This is a genomic window from Massilia glaciei (assembly GCF_003011895.2).
GTDB lineage: Bacteria > Pseudomonadota > Gammaproteobacteria > Burkholderiales > Burkholderiaceae_D > Telluria_A > Telluria_A glaciei.
In genome coordinates this window covers 1-26,136 of sequence record NZ_PXWF02000292.1, presented here as the reverse complement: position 1 = coordinate 26,136, position 26,136 = coordinate 1, and the positions used below count along the sequence as shown (strand labels likewise).

General features: G+C 67.0%; 21 protein-coding genes and 1 pseudogene. 9 read left to right on the top strand and 13 right to left on the bottom strand.

The window, feature by feature from the left end:
* A partial coding sequence (locus C7C56_RS28390) for a hypothetical protein (protein ID WP_146204606.1) occupies positions 1-604 on the bottom strand: 604 nt, incomplete at its 3' end.
* A 69-nt stretch (positions 605-673) separates the two neighbouring features.
* On the opposite strand from C7C56_RS28390, the gene C7C56_RS22290 reads away from it, so the two are divergent.
* Positions 674-934 (top strand): hypothetical protein, encoded by a 261-nt coding sequence (locus C7C56_RS22290; protein WP_219933209.1) that lies wholly within the window; start codon positions 674-676, stop codon positions 932-934.
* Between the two features lie 96 nt (positions 935-1,030).
* Here the strand turns inward: C7C56_RS22290 and C7C56_RS22285 are convergent, their stop codons facing one another.
* From C7C56_RS22285 to C7C56_RS22245, 9 genes are read right to left on the bottom strand one after another with little or no spacing between them, the layout of a single operon-like run.
* Positions 1,031-1,924, bottom strand: coding sequence for an aldose 1-epimerase family protein (locus C7C56_RS22285; protein WP_106759555.1), 894 nt, complete (start codon positions 1,922-1,924; stop codon positions 1,031-1,033).
* Positions 1,924-3,018: an ABC transporter ATP-binding protein gene (locus C7C56_RS22280; RefSeq protein ID WP_106759553.1), complete on the bottom strand. Its 1,095-nt coding sequence runs from the start codon at positions 3,016-3,018 to the stop codon at positions 1,924-1,926. Before C7C56_RS22280 ends, C7C56_RS22285 begins: the two co-directional genes overlap by 1 nt.
* 11 nt (positions 3,019-3,029) lie before the next feature.
* Positions 3,030-4,604, bottom strand: a complete 1,575-nt coding sequence (locus C7C56_RS22275) for an FAD-dependent oxidoreductase (protein ID WP_106759551.1) — start codon at positions 4,602-4,604, stop codon at positions 3,030-3,032.
* Positions 4,601-6,100: a DUF4127 family protein gene (locus C7C56_RS22270; RefSeq protein ID WP_106759550.1), complete on the bottom strand. Its 1,500-nt coding sequence runs from the start codon at positions 6,098-6,100 to the stop codon at positions 4,601-4,603. The genes C7C56_RS22275 and C7C56_RS22270 overlap by 4 nt, the downstream gene beginning before the upstream one ends.
* Complete coding sequence (locus C7C56_RS22265) at positions 6,097-8,616, bottom strand: glycoside hydrolase family 38 N-terminal domain-containing protein (RefSeq protein ID WP_106759548.1); 2,520 nt, start codon at positions 8,614-8,616, stop codon at positions 6,097-6,099. The genes C7C56_RS22270 and C7C56_RS22265 overlap by 4 nt, the downstream gene beginning before the upstream one ends.
* Complete coding sequence (locus tag C7C56_RS22260; RefSeq protein WP_106759546.1) at positions 8,613-9,464, bottom strand: carbohydrate ABC transporter permease; 852 nt, start codon at positions 9,462-9,464, stop codon at positions 8,613-8,615. Before C7C56_RS22260 ends, C7C56_RS22265 begins: the two co-directional genes overlap by 4 nt.
* 1 nt (position 9,465) lies before the next feature.
* Positions 9,466-10,332: a carbohydrate ABC transporter permease gene (locus C7C56_RS22255; protein ID WP_106759545.1), complete on the bottom strand. Its 867-nt coding sequence runs from the start codon at positions 10,330-10,332 to the stop codon at positions 9,466-9,468.
* Positions 10,329-11,228, bottom strand: coding sequence for an ROK family protein (locus C7C56_RS22250; RefSeq protein WP_106759543.1), 900 nt, complete (start codon positions 11,226-11,228; stop codon positions 10,329-10,331). Before C7C56_RS22250 ends, C7C56_RS22255 begins: the two co-directional genes overlap by 4 nt.
* The gene (locus C7C56_RS22245) at positions 11,225-12,472 is read right to left on the bottom strand and encodes an ABC transporter substrate-binding protein (protein WP_106759541.1); all 1,248 of its coding nucleotides are present in this window, start codon (positions 12,470-12,472) and stop codon (positions 11,225-11,227) included. The genes C7C56_RS22250 and C7C56_RS22245 overlap by 4 nt, the downstream gene beginning before the upstream one ends.
* 214 nt (positions 12,473-12,686) lie before the next feature.
* On the opposite strand from C7C56_RS22245, the gene C7C56_RS22240 reads away from it, so the two are divergent.
* Together C7C56_RS22240 and C7C56_RS22235 are read left to right on the top strand one after the other, a co-directional pair.
* Entirely contained in the window at positions 12,687-13,448 is a 762-nt protein-coding gene (locus tag C7C56_RS22240; RefSeq protein WP_181373304.1) for a GntR family transcriptional regulator, read from the top strand.
* Positions 13,445-14,122: an N-acetylmannosamine-6-phosphate 2-epimerase gene (locus C7C56_RS22235; RefSeq protein WP_106759537.1), complete on the top strand. Its 678-nt coding sequence runs from the start codon at positions 13,445-13,447 to the stop codon at positions 14,120-14,122. The genes C7C56_RS22240 and C7C56_RS22235 overlap by 4 nt, the downstream gene beginning before the upstream one ends.
* Positions 14,123-14,164: 42 nt before the next feature.
* Here the strand turns inward: C7C56_RS22235 and C7C56_RS22230 are convergent, their stop codons facing one another.
* Together C7C56_RS22230 and C7C56_RS22225 are read right to left on the bottom strand one after the other, a co-directional pair.
* On the bottom strand, positions 14,165-15,109 hold the full coding sequence (locus C7C56_RS22230; RefSeq protein ID WP_106759535.1) for a carbohydrate kinase family protein: 945 nt from the start codon (positions 15,107-15,109) through the stop codon (positions 14,165-14,167).
* Complete coding sequence (locus tag C7C56_RS22225; RefSeq protein ID WP_106759534.1) at positions 15,106-16,314, bottom strand: AGE family epimerase/isomerase; 1,209 nt, start codon at positions 16,312-16,314, stop codon at positions 15,106-15,108. The genes C7C56_RS22230 and C7C56_RS22225 overlap by 4 nt, the downstream gene beginning before the upstream one ends.
* Positions 16,315-16,421: 107 nt before the next feature.
* On the opposite strand from C7C56_RS22225, the gene C7C56_RS22220 reads away from it, so the two are divergent.
* The 4 genes from C7C56_RS22220 to C7C56_RS22205 all read left to right on the top strand — a co-directional run bounded on the left by C7C56_RS22220 (position 16,422) and on the right by C7C56_RS22205 (position 23,295).
* The gene (locus tag C7C56_RS22220) at positions 16,422-17,939 is read left to right on the top strand and encodes a glycoside hydrolase family 10-like protein (protein ID WP_106759532.1); all 1,518 of its coding nucleotides are present in this window, start codon (positions 16,422-16,424) and stop codon (positions 17,937-17,939) included.
* Between the two features lie 93 nt (positions 17,940-18,032).
* Positions 18,033-20,873 carry a TonB-dependent receptor gene (locus tag C7C56_RS22215; protein WP_106759530.1) on the top strand — a complete coding sequence of 947 codons (2,841 nt, stop codon included), beginning with the start codon at positions 18,033-18,035 and terminating at the stop codon, positions 20,871-20,873.
* A gap of 64 nt (positions 20,874-20,937) precedes the next feature.
* The gene (locus C7C56_RS22210; RefSeq protein ID WP_106759528.1) at positions 20,938-22,317 is read left to right on the top strand and encodes a DUF5009 domain-containing protein; all 1,380 of its coding nucleotides are present in this window, start codon (positions 20,938-20,940) and stop codon (positions 22,315-22,317) included.
* A 24-nt stretch (positions 22,318-22,341) separates the two neighbouring features.
* Complete coding sequence (locus tag C7C56_RS22205) at positions 22,342-23,295, top strand: alpha/beta hydrolase (RefSeq protein WP_106759526.1); 954 nt, start codon at positions 22,342-22,344, stop codon at positions 23,293-23,295.
* Positions 23,296-23,302: 7 nt separating this feature from the next.
* On the opposite strand, the gene C7C56_RS22200 is transcribed toward C7C56_RS22205, so the two are convergent.
* Positions 23,303-24,577, bottom strand: coding sequence for a D-amino acid dehydrogenase (locus C7C56_RS22200; RefSeq protein WP_229458928.1), 1,275 nt, complete (start codon positions 24,575-24,577; stop codon positions 23,303-23,305).
* Positions 24,578-24,882: 305 nt separating this feature from the next.
* Here C7C56_RS22200 and C7C56_RS22195 point away from each other — a divergent pair, with 305 nt between their 5' ends.
* On the top strand, positions 24,883-25,788 hold the full coding sequence (locus tag C7C56_RS22195) for an N-acetylmuramic acid 6-phosphate etherase (RefSeq protein ID WP_267874726.1): 906 nt from the start codon (positions 24,883-24,885) through the stop codon (positions 25,786-25,788).
* Positions 25,785-26,136 (top strand): annotated as a pseudogene (locus tag C7C56_RS22190) (hypothetical protein); the annotation flags it as partial. The gene C7C56_RS22195 and the pseudogene C7C56_RS22190, both read left to right, overlap by 4 nt.

Genomic DNA, 26,136 nt, shown 5'->3' with positions numbered 1-26,136 from the left:
GCAAATAATTATTAAACTTATTCAAGGGATGTTGTACTAGTGGGGCGTCGAAGCCGAGCTTCGGCCAGAACTTGTAGCCGACATGGCGCCTGTTGAACCCCTTGCCGCCGGCCGCGATCAGCGAGATCGTCCGCAGACCGGCCAGGTGGGCCGTAATGGCGCACAAGGCGAAGGCAATCGTGCCGAGCATGCGGGGCGTGACCTGTTTGTTCAAGAAAAAATGGTCAATGTGTAAACCGTCGATATGCAGACCGACGGTCTCGGCTTCTTCGACGAAGATGCCTGATTTGTTCTTGTGCGGCGCCTGTAGCAGCTTGGTGTTGACCACCGTGAAGTACATCCCCGGTGGCGCGTCGTCGGCGCCATTAGAATATTGAGCTTGGCTGTGGACGCGGCTGTCGTTGAAAATCGAAAACAAATGGGCCAGTTCCAGCGTTGAGAAAGTACCAAATGGAAAGGCGAACGTATTCGCGTCGATGAGATCGACGCCGTCGTAGCGGATACCGCTACCAGACAGATAGTGCCGTGTGATGGGATGCGTGAGCAACTGTTGGTGAAGCTGCGCCAGATGCGTGCGGTAAAAGTCGCTTGTCTGCAATGGCATAGTGCTTTTACAGTCTAAGGTGGAGTGGAACCATAGATCATATCGTATAGGCACACCCAAACGAGCTACTTGAGAGAGACGATTTTTTGTCTCAATAGGGTTGTTTTTCTTGAGTTTGAAACCAACCTCCGGCGCGGACGCCAGCTCGAGGGGATCTCCGCCGCCAGGGCGCGCGGCGCCTGCCGTGGCCGCAAGCCGTCGGTCGATCCCGTCGAGGTCCAGCGCCTGCGCGTCGAGGAGAAGCTGGGCGCGACGGAGATCGCGCGGCGGCTTGGCGTCGGGTGCGCCTCGGTGTACTGTGCGCTGGTCCGCTATGAGCGGCCGGCGTAAGGCGATTCCCAGCGTGAGCAGGCGGCCATGGAATGCGAGCCGACGCCGTCGATTGCAAGTTCATTTGCAGATGGCGGGAGCATGTGTCCTCCGGACTCACTTGCGTGGCGCCGGCGGCACCGAAATCGCGTAGCCCGTGTTGAATTTGCCACCGACGGGCAGCAGCACGATGCCGGGTTTGGCCGTCAGCTCGCCGCTGACCGCGCTGTCGTCGTCGTAGCCGAACCACGGTTCGATGCACACATAGTTTGCGCCCGGGCGGGCCCATATGCCGAGGTCGGGCGCGCTGCCCAAGGCCATGCTCAGGCGCACGCGCCCGGAGCGATGCACCAGGCGCACGTGGCGCGAGCGCACCTTTTTGAAAATGAGCGCGTCGTCGTCGAACAGCGTTGGCGACAGGGCGATGCGCCTATCGCGGCCGATCGGAAAGGCGCTCGGCATCCGGGCCAGCAAACCCTGGTCGAGCCGGTGGCACGACGCGCGCTCCTGCTCGGAAAACACCAGCGACCAATCGTCGAGGCCGCGCGGCGAGGACGGGATCCGGAACCCCGGGTGCGAGCCTAGCGAAAACGGCAACACCTCGTCGCCCGAGTTGGCCACCTCGTAGCTCACGTGCAGGCTGTGGGCATCAAGCGCGAAGTGGACGCGCAGGAAAAAGCTGAACGGATACTGCGCCAGCGTGGCCGCGCTCTCGCGCAATTGGAGCGTCACGCCATGCGCATCCTTGTTCAGAAGTTCAAAGTCCAGATCGCGCGCGAAGCCGTGGATCTGCATGGCGTAGCGCTGCCCGCGGTGGATGTAGGCGCCGTCCTTGAGGCGCCCGATCACCGGGAACAGGATCGGCGCGCTGTCGGCCCAGACGTCCGGGTCGCGCTGCCAGATGAATTCGTCGCAGGTACGTCCATCGCTCAGGCTGAGCAACTGCGCGCCGCGCAGGGCGACGGTGCAGCGCAGCGCGCCGTTTGTGAAGGTGAACGTGTCGGCATCCATCAGGCGACAGGCGCGGCGCTGGCTTTGCGCGCCGAGATGGTTCGGCCGGCGGCGTCGAACAAATACTGCATCCCGGGCACTGGATCGAGTCCGATGACCTCGGCGGGGCGCGGCGGTTGCGCCGCGCGCGACTCGACGCACAATTTTTGGCCCTCGTGCTCAGCATGGATAAAGCTGCTTGCGCCGAGCCGCTCGACCGCCGTCACCGTCGCCTTGATGGCGCCGGCGTCGCCAATTTGCCAGTGCTCCGGGCGCACGCCCAGGCGGCAAGGGCCGCCCGCCAGCGGCGCGGCGAGGGCGCACTCGATGTTCGCGCCGCCGGCCAGCCGCACCCGCGCGCCCAGCCCCGAGCCGGTAAAACTGGCGTCGATCACGTTCATCGGTGGGGCGCCGATGAACCTGGCGACAAACTCGTTGCACGGATTGGCGTACAAGTCGAGCGGATGCCCTACCTGTTCCACGCGGCCGTCGCGCAGCACGACCATTTTGTCGGCCAGTGTCATCGCCTCGACCTGGTCGTGGGTCACGTAGATCATGGTTTTGCCCAGCTCGCGGTGCAGCGCGCTGATCTCGATGCGCATGCGCAGGCGCAGCTCGGCGTCGAGGTTCGAGAGCGGTTCGTCGAACAGGAACACCGACGGCTCCTGCACCAGCGCGCGGCCGATCGCGACGCGTTGGCATTGGCCGCCCGAGAGCTCGGCCGGTTTGCGTTCGAGGTAGTCCTGCAATTGCAAGATGCCGACCGCGCGTTCGAGTTTGGCGGCGATCACCGCCTTGTCGACACCCCGCATGCGCATCCCGAAACTGAGGTTCTGGCGCACGGTCATGTGCGGGTAGAGCGCGTACGACTGGAACACCATCGCGACGTCGCGCGCGCTTGGCGCGGCATCGGTCACGTCGTGCCCGCCGATTTCGATGCGCCCATCGGACGACTCCTCAAGCCCGGCGATGATGCGCAGCAGCGTCGATTTTCCGCAACCGGACGGACCGACGAAAACCACAAATTCGCCCGGTTCCACGGTCAGGTCGACGCCATGGATGGTCTGGTGCGCGCCGAAGCGCTTCGTGATGCCGTGCAGGGAGAGGGAAGCCATGGTCGATTCGTTTAATGGGAATTGTGGGGGAGGCTGGCCAGCTGGGCGCCATTCCAGGACAGCGGGATGCCGGCCGCTTTCAAGCGCGTCTGGAAGCGCCGCACCAGCGACGGATCGGCGTGGATGTCGGCCAGCGCGCGGCCCGAATCCATCGCGAAAGCGGCCAGCAGGCCGGCCACCTCGCCGATCAGCCATTCGGCCGGATGCACGCGCGTGCATGCGTTGACCAAATGGGTGATGCCGATGTTCTTGCAGGCCGGGATCAGGTTGTCGCAGTCGCGCGGGATAAAGCTGCCAAGTGGCAGGCAGAACGGACGCACGCGCGCGTTCACGCCGTGGCCAGAGACGCAGGTGGGGTGGATGTCGAGGTTGTACCAGGCCACACCCACGCTGTTGGCCAGCGTGGTCGGCACCGGGCCGGCGGCGCCGAGCGCGATATCGGTCTGCGACAGGCATTCGAGGCCGACGATGCGGCGCGATTCGCGCACGTAGACCTGCTGCGCGAGGCCGTCGGCGCTGCCCAGCACGTCCGGCGCGGGCGCGAGCTCGGGGTAGCCCAGGGCGCCGTCGGGGCGTGGCGCCTCGGTGCGCAGCCAGTGCAGCAGGCATAGCGACAAGTCGCGCGCCGCCCGCACCACCTCGGCTTCGCCGAACGGCCCGTCGAGCAGGGGGTGCAGCCCGTAGTCGTTTTGCGCCCAGTTGACCAGCGACACTTCGCGCCGCGGCGGCTGCCAGTTGTGCGCGCACACCACGCGCCGGTAGCGCCACATGTCGAGTGTGTCGCCGCTGCCGAACAATGGCAGCTTCACCGATTGTCCGCGACCGCTGCCGGGGATGTTTTCGCCGAACTGCAAATGGTCGTAGTGGGGCAGCGCGTGGCGCACCCAGAATCCGTAGTCCGGCGGGGCGGCGCCAACGGCGTTGTCCGACCCTGTACGCCGCAGCGCCATCACCATCGTCACGGGCTGCTGGTCGAGCCGGTCGGCCTCGAGCGGGGCGTCGGGTTCGCCAAACTCGGCGTGCGCCTCCTTGCCGAGCCGGTAGGGCAGGTCGGCCGCCTTGATCAGGGCCCCGGTGTCGGTGGCGTCGAGGAACCATGCGGCGCGGATGCCGATCGCGTTGTCCGCGCTGTCTTGCAATTGGACTTCGACGATGCGGCGTCCCTCGCGGCGCGCCCCAAGCAGCCGCACGCCGCGCTCGATGCGCAGATCGCCGCTGCCGACCAAGGGCGCGAGCAGCTGTTCGATGTAGTCGGCGGCCAGGCGCGGTTCGATGCACAGCCGGCTGACCCAGCCGTCGCCCGGATTGCAGCCTTCGGTCATCACGCTGTTGTCGCTGAACTCGGGGTGGTTAAGGTAGAGATCGCGCAGCGCCGCGCGCATGGCACGGTAGCTGTCCGACGCGCCGCCCGATTCGATCAGGGGATGCTCGTCGGGCGGCACGCCCTGGCTGGTGAGCTGTCCGCCGAGCCAGTCGAATTCAGCCGCGAGCACGACCTTGCGCCCTTCGCCGGCGGCCTGCCACGCGGCCATCACGCCACCGAGGCTGGCGCCGATCACGGCGATGTCGCAATCGATATGGGTCATTGCGCCCTCCCCGCGGCGCGCAGTTCGATGTCGATCTCGAAGGTGCGCTGCCACGGGAGCGTCACGTCGGACACCTCCCAGCCGAGGCTATGGGCCCGGGCCCAGGCATTGGCGTGCTTGATGAAGACCTGCGCGACCACGCCGCGCAGCGCCTCCGGTGCGCAATCGGCCTCGCGCACGCTGTTGCGCACCGTCTGCCGCAGCACCGCCTGGTACAGGAAATCCTCGAGCAGGCGCAGTGCCAGCACCTTTTGGTTGCCTGCGGCGGCAAGGTCGGCTCGCGCGAGCACACATTGCGCGACCAGGCTGCCGATGCTGTTGCTGGCCGTGTTCCAGCCGGCGTACGCCGCCAGTTGGTGCAGCGGCAGGCGCGCCGCCAGCTCGCCGATCAGCGCCGGATCGCCGCCATTGGCGTAGGCCAGGTCGAGCAGCGCGACCGGCTTGCCGGCGCCGTGCCAGCCGGCCAGTTGGTCGAGCCATGCGGGTGCCACCGGCTGTGGATCCGGCAGAGGCTTGGTCATGGCCCAGTCACCCTGGCCGGTGCCGCGCGTGTGCACGGCGAGTATCAGGTCGGAATCTTCCGGCGTCGCGGCCAGGCGCGCGCCGGCGGCCGCGATCTGGCGCGCTACCGCCTCGAGCACCGGACGGTCTTCGTAGAGGGCATGCAGTTGTCCGACGCGTGCGGGATCGCCGCAGGAGACAAAGAACGAGAGCGGCGCCGATTGCGACAAGGCCCCCACCATGTGCGCGCACAGCGTGTGCATCACCTCGTCGGCGCCCGGATAGACCAGCACCTTGTCGGCCACGCCAAGTTCGCCGATGCGCTGCTCGAGCATGCGCCGCTCGGCGATGTTGAAGCCGAATTCGGCGGTGTCGTCCTGCGGCAGCACCAGGCGGTCGATCATGCCGGCCGCGGCCAGTTCGAGCGCCTGCATGGTCAATGCGCGGTTGCGCGCGCGCGTGGCCAGATAGTCGGTGCGGACATGTTCGGGAATGGCGCCCATCGCCTCGTCCGCGCGGCCGGCGTCGTCGGCATGGCCTTGCTGCGCGTGCTTGTCGCTGAAGAAGGACCAGCGCCAAATCAGTTCGCCATACTCGGACCAGTAGGTTTTTTCTTCCTCGTTGACGTTGTTGTTCGAGATGCGCATGGTGGCCGCGAACGCGTAGACCGGCTTTTCCGGGTGCTGGGTCTTGAGCGCGGGCAGCAGCGCCAGGAACTGTTCGAGCCGATCGAGCGGGTCGTCGATGAAACGCGACGGCACCAGACCGCCGTAGGCGAGCATGTCGAGCGAGATCACAAAGCCGGCCGCGCACGGGGCCTGCTGCATGAGCCATCCGGCCAGTCCGTGGCGGTCGGCGGGCACGCGCAGATTGCCCAGCGCGGCGACGGGCGGCATGGCCAGTTCCCATCCCGCGTTTGCGACCAGCATCCGGACCTGCTCGCGCACCACGGGACGGCCGTCGACCGGCAGCGCGACGATGCGGCGCGCCTTCATACGGGCCTCCGGAAGGTGGCGATGGCGTGTGGTTTGATAAGCGCATTGTCGTCGTCCAGCACGCGCACCCAGCCCGTTTCGCCAAGATCAAGCGCGAGCGGCGCCGTGGTCGGGTTCCACACCCGCAGTTCCTGCGCGTCGCCACGGATGCGCAGGGCGCTGAACTGCAGCGCCCCGGCGCCGACTTCAACCGGCGCGCGCCAGTTCGCGCTGTGGCCGCGCAGCAGCACGGGTGGACGCCGCAGCGCCTGTGCGTTCGACAGCACCTGCTCCGGCGCGCCGGCGCGCCCGAAGCGAAACTCGAAGCGCTCGTGGCCAATGCACTGGGCGCCGGGCGTGGCGATGTCCGGCCCCGCGCCGACGCCGCGCGTGACCAGGTCGCGCCGTGACAGCCAGCCCACGCTGCGCACCATGGTCACGCCAAGGTATTGGCGGCCTGCCTGCCGGATCACTTCGTATTCCTGCATGGCGCGGTGGCAGAACGCCAACGTGCCGGCCATGACCGCGCTGTAGGTCGGGTTGACGGCGACCGGCATTTCGGTGCGCGAGGGCAGGGCGGGGTACTGCGCATAAACCACCGGGCGCTGTTCCCAGCTGAAGGCGCTGTCGCTGCCGGTGCTGGCTACCTGGCCCGACAACGGCAGCAGCAGGCGGGTACGCTGGTCGCGCGCCTGGTTGTGCCAGTCGAGCCGGCAATCGGCCATGTCGCTGTGCTGCCACAGGCGCAAGCGCAGGGTGCCTGTGTTGAGAACAGTGGCGCCGTCGGCGCCGCCGCGCTGCGCGTCGAGGCCGGCGGGCACGCGCATCTCGATCTTCAGGTTCAGTTCCTGCACGGCCCCGTGGTCGACGGCGCTCTCAAACGTGAAGCGTGTTTGCAAGGTCCCTTGCCGGGCCGGTGGGGGCGAAAAATTGTAGCTGTCGCCGGCGTCGAGCTCGCTGTAAATCGCCAACGGCGCATGGACGGTTTCGCCGCTGGCTTTGTCGGTCCAGGTCAGCTCGCCGTCGTCCAAGGCGATGCGCATGAAGGCGTTTTCGATCGCGGCGGCCAGCGGCGCTTGATCGGGCGCGGCCGCTGCCGAAGCTGCCGTGCAGGCCAGCGCCGCCATGCCTTTCAAGCCGCAGCGCAGCGCGATCTGGTACAGGTGGCCCTCGATGCGGTCCGGGAAATCGTCGAGCGGCGAGCGCAGGATGCTGTGCGGCGCGACCGCCAGCACGGCGTGCTCGATCGCTTCGCCGCTTGGTCCCGCGATCGACAGCGCCGTCGCCGCTTCGCCCTTGAGGAACAGTGCGTGTTCGTGCCAATCGTCGATCGTTTTCGGCAGCGGGTTGAATAGGGTGAAACTGCTGTCGTCGCCGAAGGGACCCTGCGCGTGGCCATCGTGCAGCGACAGCGCGATCAGGCCGGCGCCGGCGGAGGCGCGCTCGATCAGTGCGTCCATGCGGTCGTCGAGCAGGGCGTAGCGTGTCACCATCTCGTCGTGCACGGCGTCGATGCTGCAGCCGCAGATCGAGTCATGCGCCTGCTGCTGCAACAGCAAACGCCAGGTTTGTTCGAGGTAGGCGGCCGGATAGTCGCCGCTTGATGCGAGTTGCGCGAGCAGCGGTTCGACCACGCCGATCAGCTTGTCCTCGGCCGCCTGGTTGAGGCGCTTCAAATAGCGCCGGGTCGAAAGCACGTCGGGCAGGACGAACACCTGCGCGTTCTGGCGCAACTCGCCGTGCACGGCTTGGCGCCGGCCCGCGCTGGCGGCCAGCGCGCCGCCGACATAGGCCTCCAGCGTGGACTGCTCGAGATGGTATTGCTGCTGCGCGCCGTTGTAGGCGGCGATCCGGCCCGCCAGCGCCTCGTTGGGGGCCAGATGGTCGCCGCCCTGGGTCAGCAGCAGCGGGCCGCCAAGGCTGCGCGGGCGCACCTGGTCGAGATAGGCGGTCAGCGACGCGCGCCACTGTTCGACGTTGAACGGATGCTGGTAGTAGCCCTGGGTCAGGAACACGGTCCCGGCGACGCTGCCGTCTGGCGCGTGCCAGTCGAATTCGGAGTCGGCGCTGTCGGTCCCGCGCCACATGACGGCCGAGCCGATGCCGAAGTGGCGCAGCATCTGCGGCATCTGGCTGATATGGCCGAAGGTGTCGGGCAGGTAGCCGACGCGCTGGCAGTTGCCCGACGCTTCGGCGTCGGCGATGCCGATTTCGAGGTTGCGCATCAGCGCCTCGCCCGAACACAGGAACTGGTCGGCCATCACGTACCAGGGGCCGAGCATGATGCGCTTGTCGGCGGCCAGGCGGCGCACGCGCGCGGCCAGCTTTGGCTCGCAATTGGCGAGCAGGTCTTCGAGCGCGGCGGTCTGGCCGTCGAACATAAAGCTGTGCAACTGCCCCGACTCGAGCTGCGCGCACACCTTGTCCATCACGTGCAGCAGGCGCGCGATGAAGCTTTGGTGGGTCAGGTACCACTCGCGGTCCCAGTGGGTCTGCACCACCACGCTGACCGGGATGCTGTTGTCCGTGATGCTCATCCTTTTACCGCTCCTTTTAGTGCGCCTTCTATGAAGTACTTTTGTGTGAAACTGAAAAACAGCAAAATCGGCAGCACCGAGAACACGGCGCCGGCGGCCACCAGGCGCCAGTCGAGCGAGAAGGTGCTCGAGAGCCGGTTCACGCCCAGCGGCAGCGTGAACAGCGCGGGCTGGTCGATGATAATGAGCGGCCACAGAAAGTCGCCCCACACCGCGATGAAGCTGAACACGGCCAGCGTCGCGAGCGAGGGTTTGACCAGCGGCAGCAGCACGTACCACCAAATTTTGAGGCGCGAGACGTCCTCCATCAAGGCCGACTCCTCCAGCGCCACCGGCACCGACACGAACGCCTGGCGCATGAAAAAGATCCCGAACGCGCTGCAGGCGTGCGGCAGCACCAGGCCGAGGTAACTGTTTTGCAGGCCCAGGCCGATGGCCAGCTTGTAGACCGGGATCATCAGCAGCTGGAACGGGATCATCATCGAGGCGAGCAGCAGGCCGAAGATCAGCGCGCGGCCGCGGAACTGCATGCGCGCCAGCGGGTAGGCCGCCAGCGACGAGAACAGCAGGTTGCAGGTGACCGACAGCAGGGCCACGATCAGGCTGTTTTTGAGGTACACCAAAAACGGCTGGCCGGCGAAGATGCGCGCGTAGTTGTCGAGCGTGGGCGCGTCCGGCAGCAACTGCGGCGGATAGCTGAAGATGTCCTCGGCGGCCGGCTTGAGCGAGGTCGAGAGCAGCCACAGAAACGGGCCGATCGTCAGCAGCGTCACCGCAGTCAGGGCGAGGTAGCGCAGGGCGGTCGAGAGCAGGCGTGCGCGCCTGCGCGATGGGTTCGGGGTGCGCATCCTATTGTTTCTTTCCCAGCAGGCGAAGATTGATCAGTGAGAAAACCAGCGTGATCCCGAACAGGACCACGCCGACGGCCGAGGCGTAACCCATCTCGAATTCCTCGAACGCCGACTGGTAGATATAGAACACCAGCGTCTTGCTCGAGTCGAGCGGCCCGCCCTGGGTCATCACATAGACCTCCTCGAACACCTTCATGGCCGATATCGACGACATCACCGTCACCACCGCCACCGACGGGCGCAGCAACGGTATCGTGATGTGCAGGGTCTGCTGCCATTTGCTCACGCCCTCGACCTCGGCCACATCGTACAGGTGGCGCGGGATCGCCTGCAGGCCGGCGAGGTAGATCACCATGTAGTAACCGAGCCCGCTCCAGACGGTCACCGCCATGACGCTGAACAGGGCGTTGGACGGATCGGTCAAAAAGGCGGCGGGCGTGTCGGTGATGCCGCTGGCGATCAGGAAGTAGTTCAGGATGCCTTTTTCCTCGTACACCCATTTCCACATCAAGCCGCTGATGACGAGCGAGGTGATGGCCGGCAGGTAGAGCGCGGCGCGGAAAAAGGTGATCGCCGGGATGGCGCGGTTGACCAGCATGGCCAGAAAAATCGGCATCAGCACCAGCAGCGGCACCACGATCACCAGATAGAGCAAGGTGTTGCGCAGCGCCGACCAGAAGAACGGGTCGCGCCACAGGCCGCGGTAGTTGGCCATGCCGACGTACGACGGCGTGGTGATCATATTGAAGTCGGTGAAACTCAAAAAGATCGCCTGCAGCGCCGGGTAGATCACGAACATGCCGACGATGCTGCAGGCAGGGATCAGGAACAAATAGGGGAGCATCGGGTGCTCGAGATTTCTCATGCCGCGCTTTCGTTCCATACCAGTTTGGCCGCGCCGACAAGGCCGGCCCGGTTGCCCAGGGTCGCGGGCGCGATCGTGATGGGCGCGTCGAGCGCGGCGATGCGCTGTTGCAGCGCATCCCACCACAGCGCGCGCGAGTCGACCACGCCGCCGCCGAGCAGCACCACGTCTGGGTCGATGCTCCAATGCAGATTGTGAAGCTGCACCGCCAGGTGCCCGATCCAGGCGTCGAGCGCGGCCACGGCGACGGCGTCGCCGGCGTGCGCGAGGGCCATCACGGTCGCGCCATCGTAAGCCTCCTCGCCGTGCCGCCGGCGGTACAGGTACAAAAGGCCGCTGCCCGAGACCATCGTCTCGACCGGCAAAAAACCCGCTTCGGGCGTCCACACCAGCGTGCGCCCGAAGTGCCCGGCCAGGTTGTGGCGGCCTTGCAGCAACCGGCCCTTGTGCGCGAGCGCGCCACCGAGACCGGTGCCGAGGGTCAGCATCGCCACGGTGCCGTTGACGCCGGCGAGCGCCGGATTGCGCCACAGTTCGCCGAGCAGGGCGCAATGGACGTCGTTGTCGGCCCGGACCGGCAAGGCGTAGCGGGCGCCGAAATACGCCGCGAAATCCTGCCCCTTCCAGCCGCGGATCGCGTCGGTGGAATCGAGCACGATGGCGCGCTCCGGATCGATCACGCCGGCGGCCGAAATGCCGATGCCCAGAAGCCGGTGTTGGGCGGCGGTGGCCGCCAGTTCGTCGAGGCAGGCCGCCATTTGCGCGAGCACGGCGGCGCCGCCCTCGATCGCCGGCGTGGGGCGGCGCGTGGACGCGAGCACGGTGCCGGCGTCATCGATCAGCGCGGCGGCGATTTTTGTGCCGCCGACGTCGAGGGCGAGGCAGGCGCGCTTCATACGCCGCACCCGAGCACGCCGGTCCACTCGCGCTCGACGTCGCGGATCGCCTCGGGCACGCTTTTTTTGCCGAGCATGACCGATTGCAGGTTGCGCGCGTAGCTGACGCGCAGCTTGCTGTACTTGCGCATCGGCGGCACCAGCACGGCGCCGCCCAAGACCTGGCGCACCGACAGCGCGCGCGCCGCATCGGCCAGCGGGTCCTCGAGCGGCACCGTGAAGAACGGGTCGCGGTAGCTTGCCGCGGTCGACGGCAGCACCGGCACCCGGCGCGCCAGTTCGAGCTGGTTGTGGGCGTTGGTCAAAAATTGGGCGAACGCGAAGGCGGCCGGCTTGACCTTGGAGTTTTGCAGCACCGCGACGTTCATCGCGGCGATGCTGGCCGGCCCGGAGCCGGCGCCGATTTGCGGCGCGACCCCGATGCGCCCGTAGATGGCCGGGCTGTTGGTCTTTATATAGCCGAGGAACTGCATGCCGGTGCTGACCATCGCGACCTGGCCCGACAGGAACATCTCGACCGCCTTGCGGTGGCCTTCGGTGACGACGTTTTTCGGCACCAGGCCGTCCTGGTACAGGGCGCGGTAGATCTCGAACACGCGCGCGCCGGCCGGATTGGCGAAGCCGGCGCCGCAGCCGTCCTTGCGCAGCAGCGGGTTGCCTGCGGCGACCATCAGCTCGAGCGGGCTGCTGCCGTCGAGCGCGGGGAAGTAGGCGTAGCTGCCGGTGCCCTGTTTGATCTTGCGCGCCGACGCGACCAATTGCCCGAGCGTGGCCGGCACCGCGGCGCGCGAGCGCGCCAGCAGGTCGCGGTTGTACAGGGTGATGTTGGTGTTGAGGTACCACGGCAGCGCGAACGTCTTGCCGTCGTAGCGGTTGGCGCGCCAGGCGGCCGGCAGAAAGGCGGCCACCTGCTCAGGACTCAGGAAGCGCTCGGGGTCGGCCAGGGCGCCGAATTCGGCCAGCTTGGAGGCGAACTGCGGATTGAGGTTGGCGACGTCGGGCGCGGTGCCCGAGGCCAGCGAGGCGAGCGTCTTGCGCTCCATTTCGGCCCACGGCACATCGGTCCACTCGATCTTGACGCCGGGGTTGGCCTGTTCGAATGCGCCGATCACGGCGTTGACGTAGGCATCGTTGTGCGGGGACAGCTGCATGGTCCAGAACCGCACCTGCTGGGCGGCCGAGGCCGTGTGGCACAGCGCGAGCAGGCATGCCGCGAGGGCGGGGCGGTTCATTTGTTTCAGCATGGCCGGTTCGTCATGGTGGAGGGTTCAATCCAAATTTTGTTGCTCGCAAATAATATACCAATGGTACAGTATTTTTTCGCGGAATGACGGATTTCGGCATTTTTTGGGAAAAAAATCTGGCGAATATGGGTGCGCATGCACTAAATTGGTCTAGTTTTGTATCTAAAGCAATGATAGAATGGACCAATCGAAGGCCATCGTTTTGGAGACTGCATTGGAAAAAGCTGAAAAACCGGATCGCGCCCAAAAGCGCGACACCTTGAAACAGAACCTGCTCAATCTGATCCAGCAAAACGGCGAGGGCGTGCGGCTGCCGTCGGAGCGCGAACTGAGCGAGCGCCTCGGCGTGGCGCGCGAGACCTTGCGGCGCAGCCTGAGCGAGCTCGAAAAAGACGGCCTGCTGCAGCGCAAGCAGGGCGCCGGCACCTTCGTCTCGGGCCAGGCCCTGGTCAAGCAGTTCCAGCTGATCTCGTTTTCGGAGGACATGCGCGAGCGCGGTCTGACGCCATCGAGCGAGGTGCTCTCGACGCGCGTGATCCGGGCCGGCGCCAAGCTGGCGCAAAAGCTCAAGATGGTGCCGGGCGCGAACGCCATCGAGATCCGCCGCCTGCGCTTCGCCAACGACGAGCCGATGGCGCTCGAGACGGTCTATCTGGTGCAGGAGGCGCTGCCCGACTTCGACCCGAGCCTGCTGGCCACCCATTCGCTGTACGAACTGATCGAACGCAATTACAACCTGCACATCAAGTCGGCCACCCAGCAGATCCACGCGACGGTGCTCAACGAGGACGAGTCCGACCTGCTCGACGTCGCCCCGTTCAGCCCCGCCTTGCTGGTCGAGCGGCAGGTCACCACCAGCAACGGCAAGATTTTCGAGTACGGCAAGAGCCTGTACCGCGCCGACCGCTACCGTTTCGAGGTGAGCGTGCTGCGCCCGGGGCCGGCGTCGGGCGCGGCGGAAGAGGGTGCCGCATGAGTTCCGAAAAACTGGCCGCGCTCGACGCCCGCATGGCTGGCCGGCTGGTCGTCTCGTGCCAGCCGATCGACGACGGCCCGCTCGATAACGCCGACATCGTGCGCCGCTTCGCGATGGCGGCGGTGCTCGGCGGCGCCGGCGCGGTGCGCATCGAAGGCGCGGCGCGGGTGGCCGCCGTGCGCGGCGCGATCACGGTGCCGATCATCGGCATCGTCAAACGCGACCTGCCCGACTCCCCGGTGCGCATCACGCCGTTCCTGCGCGATGTCGACGATTTGCTCGCGGTCTGCGCCGACATCGTCGCGGTCGACGCCACCGGCCGCGCCCGGCCCGAAACGCTGGCCAGCCTGCTCGGCGCGATCCACGCCGGCGGCGCCATGGCCATGGCCGATTGCTCGTCCGAAGAAGACGCCGCCGCAGCGCACGCGCTCGGCTTCGACATCATCGGCACCACGCTGTCGGGCTACACCGGCGGCGCGGTCCCGCAGGAGCCCGATTACGCGTTGATCACCCGGGTTGCCGCGTTCGCGCCGCGGGTGATGGCCGAGGGGCGCATCCACACGCCGCAGCAGGTCAGGCTGGCGCGCGAGGCCGGCGCCTGGGCGGTCACGGTCGGCACCGCGATCACCCGCACCGAATTGGTCACCCAGTGGTTCGCCGAGGCGATGGTCTAAAAGCCCTGGATAGGCAGCGCCGCGCCAGCGCGGAGTGCGCTGTCAGTCCGGCTGGTGGTAGCGCGCCAGCGTGGGCAGCGCGTCGAAGGCGCCGTAGCGGGTGCAGGCCAGCGCGCCGCACCGGGCGGCAAACGCCACACGCGGCGCCAGCCAAGCCGGGTCCCGCAGGCGGGCCCGCAGGGCGCCGGCCTCGAGGTCCTGATTTGCCAATTGGTTCAGCAGCGCCGCCACGAAGGCGTCTCCGGCGGCCGTGCTGTCGACCACCTTGCAGCTGGGGGCCGCGTGCGAGGCCGCCCGATGGCGGTCGATCGAGCGTATCGGGTCGCCGCCGTCGGTGATGAGCAGCAGTTCGGCCACGCCCGTGAAGCAGTGCGCCGCGAGCGCGTCGGCGCCACCGAGCCATTCCCACTCCTCGGCGCTGAACTTGAGCACATGGGCGCGCGGCAGCAGCGCCGTGACGGCGGCGCGCGCGTCGGCGCCCTCGCTCCATAGCGCGGGCCGCCAATTGACGTCGAAGCTGATCAGGCAGTCGTGCGCCTCGGCCCGCGCCAGCGCCGCCAGCGTGGCCGAACGCAGCGGTTCGTGCGTCAGGCTGTTCGAACAAAAATGAAAATACGGCCGTGCCGCGAACGCCGCCGGGTCGACATCGTCCGCGCTAAACAGCAGGTCGGCCGAGGGCGGGCGGTAGAAGCTGAAGCCGCGCTCGCCGTGCGGGTCGAGCGAGACCACGGCCAGCGCGGTATTGGCGGCGGCGGTGCGGCGCAGCCGGCGCGTGTCGACCCTGAAGTGTGCGAGCTGCTGGTGCAGGAAGTCGCCGAAGGCGTCGGCGCCGAGCATGCCCATGAGGGCCGCCTGGCCGCCCAGTTGGGCGAAGCCGACGGCCACGTTGGCCGGCGCGCCGCCGGCGTTGCGGTGGTACAGGCGGGGGTCGGCCGGGTCTTGCAGCAGGTCGATCAGGGCCTCGCCAAAGCTGAGCAGGGTCTTCATCGGGCGCTCCCCGGCTGGCCGCGCCGCAGCATGTCGATCACCTCGAAGCACGCGCCCATGGTGTGGTAGTCGGTCTTGCCGGCCGGGCTTTTCTCGGCGCTGTATTTTTGGTTGCGCGCGTCGAGGATGCGGTACCAGGCGCCGTGGGTGTGGTCGACCATGTGCCGCCAGCTGTATTGCCACAGGTGCTCGTAGGCGTCGCGGTAGGCTGGCGCGCCGCAGTGTTGGTGCAGCAGGGCGGCGGCGGCGAGGCTCTCGGCCTGGACCCAAAAATACTTGTCGCTGTCGCAGACCGCGCCGTCCGGCGAGAAACCGTAAAAGAGCCCGCCGTTCTCGTGGTCCCAGGCCTTGTCCATGGCCTGGTCGAACAGCCAGCGCGCGCGTTCGGCCAGCGCCGCGTCGGGCGCGTGGCGGTGCAGCGTCAGCAGCAGCTTGCTCCACTCGGTGTGGTGGCCGGGCTGGAATCCCCATGGCCTGAACAGGTGTTTGGGGTCGTCGAGATTGTAGTTCCAGTCGGCCTGCCAGGATGGGTCGTAGTGCTCCCAGATCAGGCCGCCGGCCTGGACCGCCAGGCGCCCGGTGACGCTTTCGGCGATGGTGCGCGCGCGCTCGAGGTAGTGCGCCTCGCCGCTGGCCTCGTAGGCGCAGATCAGCGCCTCGCAGCCGTGCATGTTGGCGTTCTGGCCGCGATACGGCGACAGCTGGCCGAAATCGGCGTCGTATTCGTCGACCAGCAAGCCGTCGGCCTCGCGCCAGAAGCGCGAACAAAGCAGCGCGTGGGCGCTTGCGAGCCCCTCGGCGGCGCCGGGCACGCCGGCCTTGAGCGCCTCGGCGTAGGCGAGCATGACGAAGCTCACGCCGTAGCAGTGGTTGGTGGCGTCGGCCACCTCGCCATCGTGGATGAGCCACGCGTAGCCGCCGGTGGCCGGCTGGAAGTGCACCCGCTCTATATAGTCGAGTCCATGGCGGGCGAGGGCGGCATAGTCGGCGCGCCCGAACTGGCGCGCGGCCTTGGCGTAGTTGATCACGAAGCGCGTGCTGCTGACCAGGTGGCGGGTGCGCCGGTCGTAGACGCTGCCGTCGTCCATGAAGAAGTGGAAGAAGCCGCCGTCCGGGTCGACGCAGCGGCCGTCGTAAAACGCCATGGTGTGGCGGACATGGTCTTCGAGGAAGTCGATCGAGAGGAATTGCGGTGAGTCGCTCATGGGGAGGCCGGGCCAGTAAATAAATGATGAATCCGTGGAACATCCAATTGTGATCCAATGGTACTATTATTTTCTCAAATAGGTCTAGTTTAATCACCGGGAACCCCATGAATTTAATTCCTCTCGCGCGCCACGGGCTTGCCATCGCCTCCCTTGCCATGTGCATGACCTGCGCCACCACCACGGCCGCCGCCGCCGGGCGCGAGGTGCGCGGCACCTGGCTGACCACGACCGCCAACAGCGCCCTGCGCACGCCCGCCGACACGGCCGAATCGATGCGGCGCCTGAAAGAGATCGGCATGAACACGGTCTATGTCGAGACCTGGAAGAACGGCTACACCCAGTTCCCGTCCGATGTGCTCGAGCGGACCATCGGCGTGCGCCAGCGGCCGGTGCCGCAGCCGCAGGATCCGAGCGATTCGCCCGCCCAGCGGCAGGCGCCGGCGCGCGACCTGCTGCAGGAGTCGCTGATCGAGGCCCACCGCAACGGCTTGGTCTACGTGGCGTGGTTCGAGTACGGTTTCATGGCCGCGTACAAGGACACGATGAACGACCTGCGCACCCAAAAACCGGGCTGGCTAAGCCGCGACAAGCAGGGCGGCGAGGTCGCCCCGAACGGCTTCGTGTGGCTCAATCCGCTGCATCCGGAGGCGCGCCAGTTTTTGCTCGACATGGTGGTCGAGGCGGTCGACAAATACGACGTCGACGGCATCCAGCTCGACGACCGCATCGTATGGCCCCACATCACGATGGGCTACGACGACTACACCGGGCAGGTGTACGCGGCCGAGCATGGCGGCCGGCGGCCGCCCCAGGACCACCTTGATCCCGCCTGGATGCGCTGGCGCGCCGACAAGGTCAATGAGTTCTCCAAGACGTTCGTGCAAGAGATCCGCGCGCGCCGCCCCGGTCTGCTCATTTCGCTCAGCCCCGCGGTCCATCCCTGGGCCTGGGAGCACTACCTGCTCGAGTGGCCACTGTGGAGCGCGTGGGGCGCGGGCGACCGCGTGCAGTCGGCGTCGTTCAGGCACGCCGCCAGCGCCGCCACCACGCCGCGTTGGGATGAGTTCATCCCGCAGGCGTATCGCTTCAGCTATGCCGATTTCGAAAGGACCTGGATGGAGCAGGTGGATGCCATGCGCGCCCTCGGCGGCAACCGCCAGCGCGACCTGATCGCCGGCATCCGCATCGTCGGCGACGGCAAAGATTCGAGCTGGGAGCAGTTGCGCGGCTCGATCGAACTGACCCGCAAACTTGGCAACGGCGGCCACGTGCTGTGGTACAGCAGGGGTGTGCTCGACCTGTACGCGCCGCAGCTGACGGCGTTTTACAAGGCGAGTGGCCCGGCGGCGTCGCCGCGTTTCGGCCCCGGCTGGCGCCTGCCGTCGATCACCTTGAAGCGCGCACCCGGCGCGCGGGGAGGCGCCGACCTGCAACGTTGGCATGTGCCGCGGCTGGCGGCGGGACTGCACCGCGCCATTGGGCACGACGGCACGCGCTGGGAATACCTCGCTGCGCCGGTGCGTGGCGGGCGGCAATTGACGTTGCCGGAGCGCTACACAAAGGTCGAGTTGGTGCTCGATCGCCGGCCGGATATGGCTGTTGTGCCAAAACAAGACAAATAAATACCAATGTGGTCTACATTTTGTTTGACGAAATAGACCAATTGCCGTAATTTGGACGACTTCAGCACATCACACCCCTGGAGATAAAATAAAATGAACTTGAATAAGACCCCGATCGCGGCTGCCGTAGCGCTGGCCATCTTGACGCTCAGCGGGCCGGTGGCGGCGCAATCGTCCGCCGCGCCGGACGCCGCGCCCTCGGGCGCCGTGCAAGTCGTCGAAGTGACGGGCATCCGCGCATCGCTGCAAAAGTCGATCAACGTCAAGAAGAACGCCGACACCAACATCGAGGTCGTGACCGCTGAAGACATCGGCAAGATGCCGGACAAGAACATCGCCGATTCGCTGGCCCGCCTGGCCGGGGTCAACATCACCTACAACTCGGCGCTTGCCTTCGACGAGGCCGAACGCATCGCCATCCGCGGCACGCCGCCGTTCCTGAACCAGACAACGCTCAACGGCCATTCGCTCAGTTCCGGCGACTGGTACATCGGCGACCAGAACACGAACACGCGCGGCATCAGCTTCGGCATGCTGCCGTCGCAACTGATCGGCCAGGCCATCGTGTACAAAAACGGCCGCGCCGACATCGTCGAGGGCGGCATCGCCGGCAGCGTCGACATCATGACGCGCCGTCCGCTCGACCAAAAAAAGCACCTCGTCGGCGAGGTCGCCGTCGGCGCGGCGCACGCGACGCTGGCCGGCACCACCGACCCGCAGCTCAGCGCGCTGGTCAACTGGAAGAACAGCGCCGGCACCGTCGGCGTGCTGGCCCAGGTGTTCAGCGAAAAGCGCCACCTGCGGCGCGACGGCCAGGAGAATTTCGGCCAGGGCCTGTACCTCAAAACCCAGGCCGCGGCGGACCCGGCCAAGGGCGGCAATGCGGCGCTGGTGGGCAAACGCCTGCCGAGCCAGCTCAACTCGGCGTTCTTCGAGGGCGTGCGCGAGCGCCAGGGCGGCTACCTGGGCCTCCAGTTCAAGCCCAGCAAGGCGCTCGACGTCAACGTGAACGTGTTCAGCTCCTCGCTTTCGGCCGACAACTACAACACCTCCGCCTTCGCCGAACTGGCCACGGTCGTCAACAACGGCGGCCTGATCAAGGACTTCACGATCGTCGGCGATGTGATCACCGGCGGCACCATCACCCCGAATCCGACGCGCGTCAACGGCCCGACGCTGCAGTTCGCGCACCAGGCGCGCACCGGCGCCAAGTCGACCGCGGCCTACCACGACATCGACCTCAAATGGAAGCCGAGCGCCGCCCTGACCGTGACGGCCAAGGCCGGCGCGACCAAAGGCACCGGAGAGACCGCCGGCCAGCCGGGCGCCTTGTACGAGATTTTCGACAAGGGCATCACCTACAAGCTCAATGACGACGGCCGCTCGCCGGCCGACTGGAACATCACCGGCACCGATCTGACCGACATGAAGAGCTATCGCCTGCTGCCCAATGTCGGCGGCGCGATCTACACGCTCGACAAGGAGAGCTACGCGCACGCCGACGGCGCCCTCAAGCTCGACGCGGGCGCGCTGACCACGCTCAAGTTCGGCGTGCGCGCCAGTGCGCACGTCAACGACAAGGTCACCGTCAACGGCCAGTACAAGCTGCCCGGCGTTGGCGCGGGCGGCTCGTCGCAGGCGAACATGGATGCGAACTATCCGTACGCGAGCTGGGCGCTGCCGAGCGGGAGCTTTCCGTCCGACTATGCCGAAGGCATGGACGGAAATTTCCCGCGCAATCTGCCGCGCTACGACGCCAAGACCCTGATCGACTGGGGCAACGCCAACCTCACCTACGATCCGGTCCTAAACAAGAACTGGGGTTCGAGCGCCACCGTCACCGAGGACAACCGGGCCGCCTACGTGGCGCAGGACTTCGAGCTCGACAAACTGAGCGGCAACATCGGCGTGCGCTGGGTGCAGACCAAGGTGCGCTCCGATTTCTACCGCGCGCTCAACAACGGCGCGCTGGCCTGCCCGGCGTTGGCGACGAGCTGCACCCCCGGCACCGGCACGCTCATTTCGCAAGGCGCGATCACCAGTTCGCGCCTGTCGGGCTACCTGCCGGTCTCGGTGTCGAACACCTACAACAACCTGCTGCCCAGCCTGAACCTGCGCTGGGATGTCGACCGCGGCCTGATCGCGCGCATGTCGCTCTCGCGCACGCTGGGCCGGGCCAATTTCAACCAGTTGGCCGGCTCGCTTTCGGGCGTCAACGACACGACCTTCACCGCGTCGTCCGGCAACCCCTACCTCAAACCGATCACGTCGAACAATGCCGACGCCTCGCTGGGCTGGTATTTCGCGCCGCGCGCCTACATCGCGGGCAGCGTGTTCAGCCAGCGCATCCACGACTATGTCAAGCCGGGCACCTCGATCCAGAGCCTGTTCAACATCACCAAGTTCGCCAACACGAAGGACGCCGCCACCTCGTATTCGGATTACACGGTGTCGTCGTCGAGCGGTAAAAAGGCGCGCCTGCACGGCATCGAGATCTCGGGCGAGCAACCGATCGGCGCCGGCTTCGGCGTGCTGGCCAACCTGACCTATGTCGACAGCAAGGACGAGGACGGCATAGCGCTGGTCTACACCTCGAAAATCACCTACAACCTGCGCGCCATCTACGAGGACGACAAGTTCAGCGCGAGCCTGGCCTGGAACTACCGCAACAAGTATGCGATCGGCTTCTCGGGCAACGGGGTCGACGCCGTCAATCCGGTGTCGCTGGTGCGCACCGGGGCCAACTACGCGGACGCGCAGGGCACTTTGTCGGCCTCGGCCAGCTACAAATTGTCGCCGACCTTCTCGCTCACGCTCGACGCGAGCAATCTGCTCAATCCGGTGCGGCGCTACTACGCGATCACCGAGGAAATGCCGCTCGGTTTCTATAAGAACGGCCGTCAAATCTATCTCAACCTGAAGGCCAGGTTCTGATGGCGGAGTCCCGGCGGCAGGGTTTGCGCCGCCGGGACTTTGGTCCAAATGATACAAGCGCCAGATGAAAACTGAACGCATCGCCAGCCTCGACGCGCTGCGCGGGATCGCCATCGCGGGCATGCTGTTCTCAGGCCTGATTCCCTTCGGCGTGCTGCCGGGCTGGATGTACCACGCCCAAAATCCGCCGCCGCTGCACCTCTTCAATCCGGGACTGCCAGGGATCTCCTGGGTCGATCTCGTGTTCCCCCTGTTTTTGTTCGCCATGGGCGCGGCCATTCCGCTCGCCATGTCGGCGGCGCTGGCGGGCGGGCGCTCGCGGCGCTCGCTCGCGCTGGGTGTGGCGCAACGCGCCTTTCTGATGCTCGTCTTCGCGGTCTATGTGAAACACATCAGCCCCCATGTCGCCGCGCTCGGCGCGCCGTGGCAGACCGCGCTCTATTCTCTGTCGGGCTTCTTGTTGTTGTTCCCGATGTTGGCGGGCCTGCCGCGCGCATGGACGCCGGCTTTGCGCACGCTGGTGCGCGCCGTCGGCTGGGGCGGGGCCGCGCTGCTGATGTTCCTGTTCCGCGCCCAGGACGGGTCGCGCTTCGATTACCAACGCAACGACATCATCATCGTGGTGCTCGCGAACGTCGCGTTGAGCGGGGCGCTGCTATGGCTGGCGACGAGGCGCAGGCCAGCACTGCGCCTCGCGCTCCTGTGCCTTCTGCTGGCGCTGCGCCTGGCGCAGGATGTGCCGGGATGGGGCCAGTGGCTCTGGAACCTGTCGCCGCTACCGGCGCTGGTGGCGGTCGCCTTCCAGCAGTATTTGTTCATCGTGGTGCCGGGACTGTTCGCCGGCGAATGCCTGCTGCGCCTCGCGCGCTCGCCGGCCCCGGCGCCGTCGGCGCGTCTCGATGTCGCGGCCTTCGTCTGCGCGGCGCTGGTGCCCGCGCTGCTGATCGGCTTGTTCGGGCGCTGGTGGCTGGCGACGGCGGCGATCATGGCGCCGCTGTGCTGCGCGCTGGTGTGGAGCTTGCGCGACGGGGCCCCGCGCGCACTGGCGCGGATGGCCGGGTGCACCGTTTTTTTGCTTGTGCTGGGTATGGCGTTCGAGCCGTACGAGGGCGGCATCCAGAAGGGCAGGGCCACGCTCAGCTTCTACTTTGTCGGCGCCGGCGCGGGGATGCTGATGCTGGTGCTGCTCCATATTCTGATCGAGGTGCGCCGCTATGGGGCGGCGTTTGCGCTGCTCACCGGGGCCGGGCACAATCCGCTCGCCGCGTATGCGGGCGTGTCCAGCCTGTTGTGGCCCGTGCTCACGCTCAGCGGGGCTGGCGCCGCGATTGCGGCATTGACGGCCATGCCGTTGCCGGGCATCCTGCGCGCGGCCGCGTACACCGCCGCGCTGTGCTACGTGGCTGGACTGTGCGCGCGGCGCGGCTTTGCCCTGCGCATGTGAGTCATTTTTGAGAAGGGAACCAATATGCTGAACTTTCCACTGCGCGCAACTGTGCTTTGCCTGGCCTGGCTGCTCGCCGGGACTACGTTAGCCGCGCCGGCCGGAGTCGAGTTTGCGGATACGATCGGGTTCACCTATCAGATAAAACCCGACATCACCTACGCGATCGCCTCGAATGTCGAGCTAAAACTCGACCTGTACCTGCCGCGCGGCGCGCGCAAGCCGGTGCCGACCCTGGTCTATTTCCATGGGGGCGGCTGGGTCGAGGGGAAAAAGGAGAACGCCGCCCTGCTGTTGATGCCTTACCTTGCGCTCGGCTGGGCGGTGGTCAACGTCGAGTACCGCCTGGGCCGGGTGGCGCCCGCGCCGGCCGCAGTCGAGGATTGCCGCTGCGCGCTGCGCTGGGTGCAGAAAATGGCGGCGCAATACCAGTTCGACACGTCCGCGCTGGTGGTGGCGGGCGACTCGGCCGGCGGCCACCTCGCCATGACGAGCGCGATGCTGCCGGCCGGTACGCCGTTCGACCGCAGTTGCCCGACCCCGGACGGCGAACGCTGGGGCGGCGCGCGCGAGGAACCGGTGCGGGTCGCGGCGGTGATCAACTGGTTCGGCGTGGCCGAGGTCGAACCCTTACTGGAGGGCGGGGCGGCGCGCCACTGGGCGATCGAATGGTTCGGCAGCATGGCGGAGCGGCGCGCGCTGGCGCAGGCGGTGTCGCCGCTGCGGCTGGTGCGTCCGGGCCTGCCTCCGCTGATCTCGGTGCACGGCGGCGCCGATCCGGTGGTGCCGCACGCGCAGTCTGTCGCGCTGCACGCGGCGCTCGACAAAGCCGGTGTGCCGAACCGCCTGGTGACGATCCCGGGCGGGATCCATGGCGCTTTTTCGCGGCGCGAGGTGGGCGCCGCCAACGACGCGATCCGCGCTTTTTTAGTCGAAAATAAGGTGGTCGAACACAAGGTGCTTCGTGCGGCCGACTAGCGCACCCTTATCTGCGCAGCTGCAGGCCGTCCATCGCGAACGGCGGCGTCCGCGCGCGCATGGCGTCGACCAGCAGGCTGGCCGAGCCGCAGGCGAAGGTGAAGCCGAGCGGCCCCTGGCCGACGTTGAGCCACAGGTTGCCGTAGCTGGTCGCGCCGATGATCGGCGCCCCGCCCGGGGTGGCCGGGCGCAGGCCCGCCCACGGCGAAATGGCGTCGTAGTCGGCGCCGTTGGGCATGGTCTCGCGCACCTGCCGGGTCAGGCCGGCGAGCCGTTTGGCGTCGAGCGAGGCGTCCTCGCCGACCATGTCGACCATCGCCGCGACCCGGAGCGTGTCGCCGATGCGCGCGTACAGCACCTTGCGCTCGAAGTCGGTCACGCTGATGTGCGGGGCGCAGTGGGTCGCGCCGATCGGCGCGCTCAGGCTGTAGCCCTTGAGCGGATACAGCGGAAGGTAAATGCCGGCGGTGGCGGCCAGCGTGCGGCTCTGGATGCCGGCCGCGAGCACGTAGGCATCGGCCTTGAGCAACCCGGCGCTGGTGTCGATGCCGCCCACCACGCCGTTGGCGCCGACGATCGCGCGCGCCTCGCCGGAAATGAAACCGGAAAAATTCGGGTGCGAACGCAGGCGCGCCGCCAGCGCGAGGCAGAACGCGTGGCAGTCGGCGACCGCCTCGCCGCCATTGAAAATGCCGCCGGCCAGCGCGCCGCGCGCCGCCGCCAGGGCCGGTTCGCGCTGCACGCATTCGGCCGCCGACAGCACCAGGCTGGCGTCGCCCGCCCCGGGACGGGCCGCGACCGCGGCCGCGAAGGCGGCGCGCGAGCGGTACACGACCAGCTTGCCCGGGTCGCGCCAGGCGAAGTCGGCGAGCGGCACCTCGAGCGCGAGGCGCGCCATCTCGATGCGGCTCAGCTCGCCAAGCTGGAGCAGCTTGGCGCCGGTTTTCTGGTTCGCGCCGGTGCGGCAGTGGGTCAGGAAGTTGGCCAGCCAGCGCCACTGGCGCACATCGGCCTCGGGCCGGAAGCGCAGCGGGCCGTCCTCCTGGAACAGCCACTGGAGCGCCTTCATGGGCACCCCGGCGTCGGCCAGCGGCGCCACGTAGCGGTAGCTGAGCTGGCCGCCATTGCGGAAACTCGCGGCCGCGCCCGGTTCGGCCTCGCGTTCGAGCAGGCTGACCTTATAGCCGGCCTCGAGCAGCCACCAGGCCGAGGTGAGGCCGACCACGCCGCCGCCGATAACGATTACTTCTTGCATTTTGCCGAGCCCGGTATCGATTTTCATGGGCCAAGCATAGGCGCAAGCTTTCGGGCGCGCTAATGAATGAAAATCGCCAAGCCATAACCCGGGTTAATGCGTGGCGGCGTCTCTGTGGAAATTTGTCATGCGCTATCCTCTTGATTCCATGCAGCCGGGTGGTCCCGGAGCGCATTTTATTGTTGCTATAGCAATAAAAAACAAGTCGCCCGGCATGGCGGGGATGCCGTCTGCATAACTTTGTGGAATGGCCTTGCCTGATCGTTTCATGTTCGCCCCTGCAAAATCGACCATACACTTAGATAATTGACCGAATTGACCGAATCTACCAAATTACCGTATACGGAAAAATCTCCATGTTAAAGACCGAAACCCCGTCGGCGGAACACGCCGCCCTCGACCAATACAGCGCCTCCGAACTGGTCGAAGTGCTCATCGACGACCAGTTCAACGCCGTCAAGGCGGTGCGCGCGGCGGCCCCGTGCATCGCCGCGGCGCTGGCGGCGGCCCTGCCGCGGATGCAGGCCGGCGGGCGCCTGGTGTATGTCGGCGCGGGCACCTCGGGCCGGCTGGGCACGCTCGACAGCGTTGAGCTGTATCCGACCTATTCGTGGCCGCAAGAGCGCGCGCTGGCCCTGCTGGCAGGCGGCGACAGCGCCATGTTCGCCGCCGTCGAGGGCGCCGAGGACGACACGGCGCAGGGTGCGGCCGACCTCGAGGCGGTCGGGCCGACGCCGCGGGACGTGGTGCTGCTGCTGGCGGCCTCGGGCGCGACCCCGTATGTGCTTGGCGCCTTGCACGCGGCGCGCAAGGCTGGCGCGCTGACGATCGGCTTTGCCAACAACCCCGATGCGCCCGTCACGCGCGAAGCGGAAATCGGCATCACGCTCGACACCGGATCCGAAGTCATTTCGGGCAGCACGCGCCTGAAGGCCGGGACCGCGCAAAAAATCGCGCTCAACACCTTCTCGAGCGCGCTGATGGTGCGCCTGAATAAAGTCTACGGCAACCTGATGGTCGACCTCAAGGCGACCAACGCCAAACTGGTGCTGCGCGCGGTGCGCCTGACGATGCTCGCCACCGGCGCCGACGAGGAGGCGGCGCGCGACGCGCTGACCCAATGCGACTTCAGCGTCAAGGTCGCCATCGTCGCCCTGAACAAAAAAACCAGCATCGACGCGGCCAGGGCGCTGCTCGAGAGCGCGCAGGGCAGCGTGCGCAAGGCGCTTGCCGCATGACGGGCCCGGGCACCACCTTGGCCGTGGACGCGGCCGAACCGGTCAAGAGCCCGTGGCGCTGGGTGCCGTCGCTGTACTTCGCGCAGGCGATCCCCTACGTGGTCGTGATGACCCTGACGGTCGCCATGTACAAGGACAACGGCATCTCGAACGACGACATCGCGTTCTTCACGAGCTGGCTGTACCTGCCGTGGGTGATCAAACCGCTCTGGTCGCCCGTGGTCGAGATGTTCAGCACCAAGCGCGGCTGGGTGATCGGAACCCAGCTCGTGATCGGCGCGTCGCTCGCGGCGGTCGGCTTTGTTATGCACCTGCCCGCGTTTTTCTTCCTCACGCTCGCCGTCATGT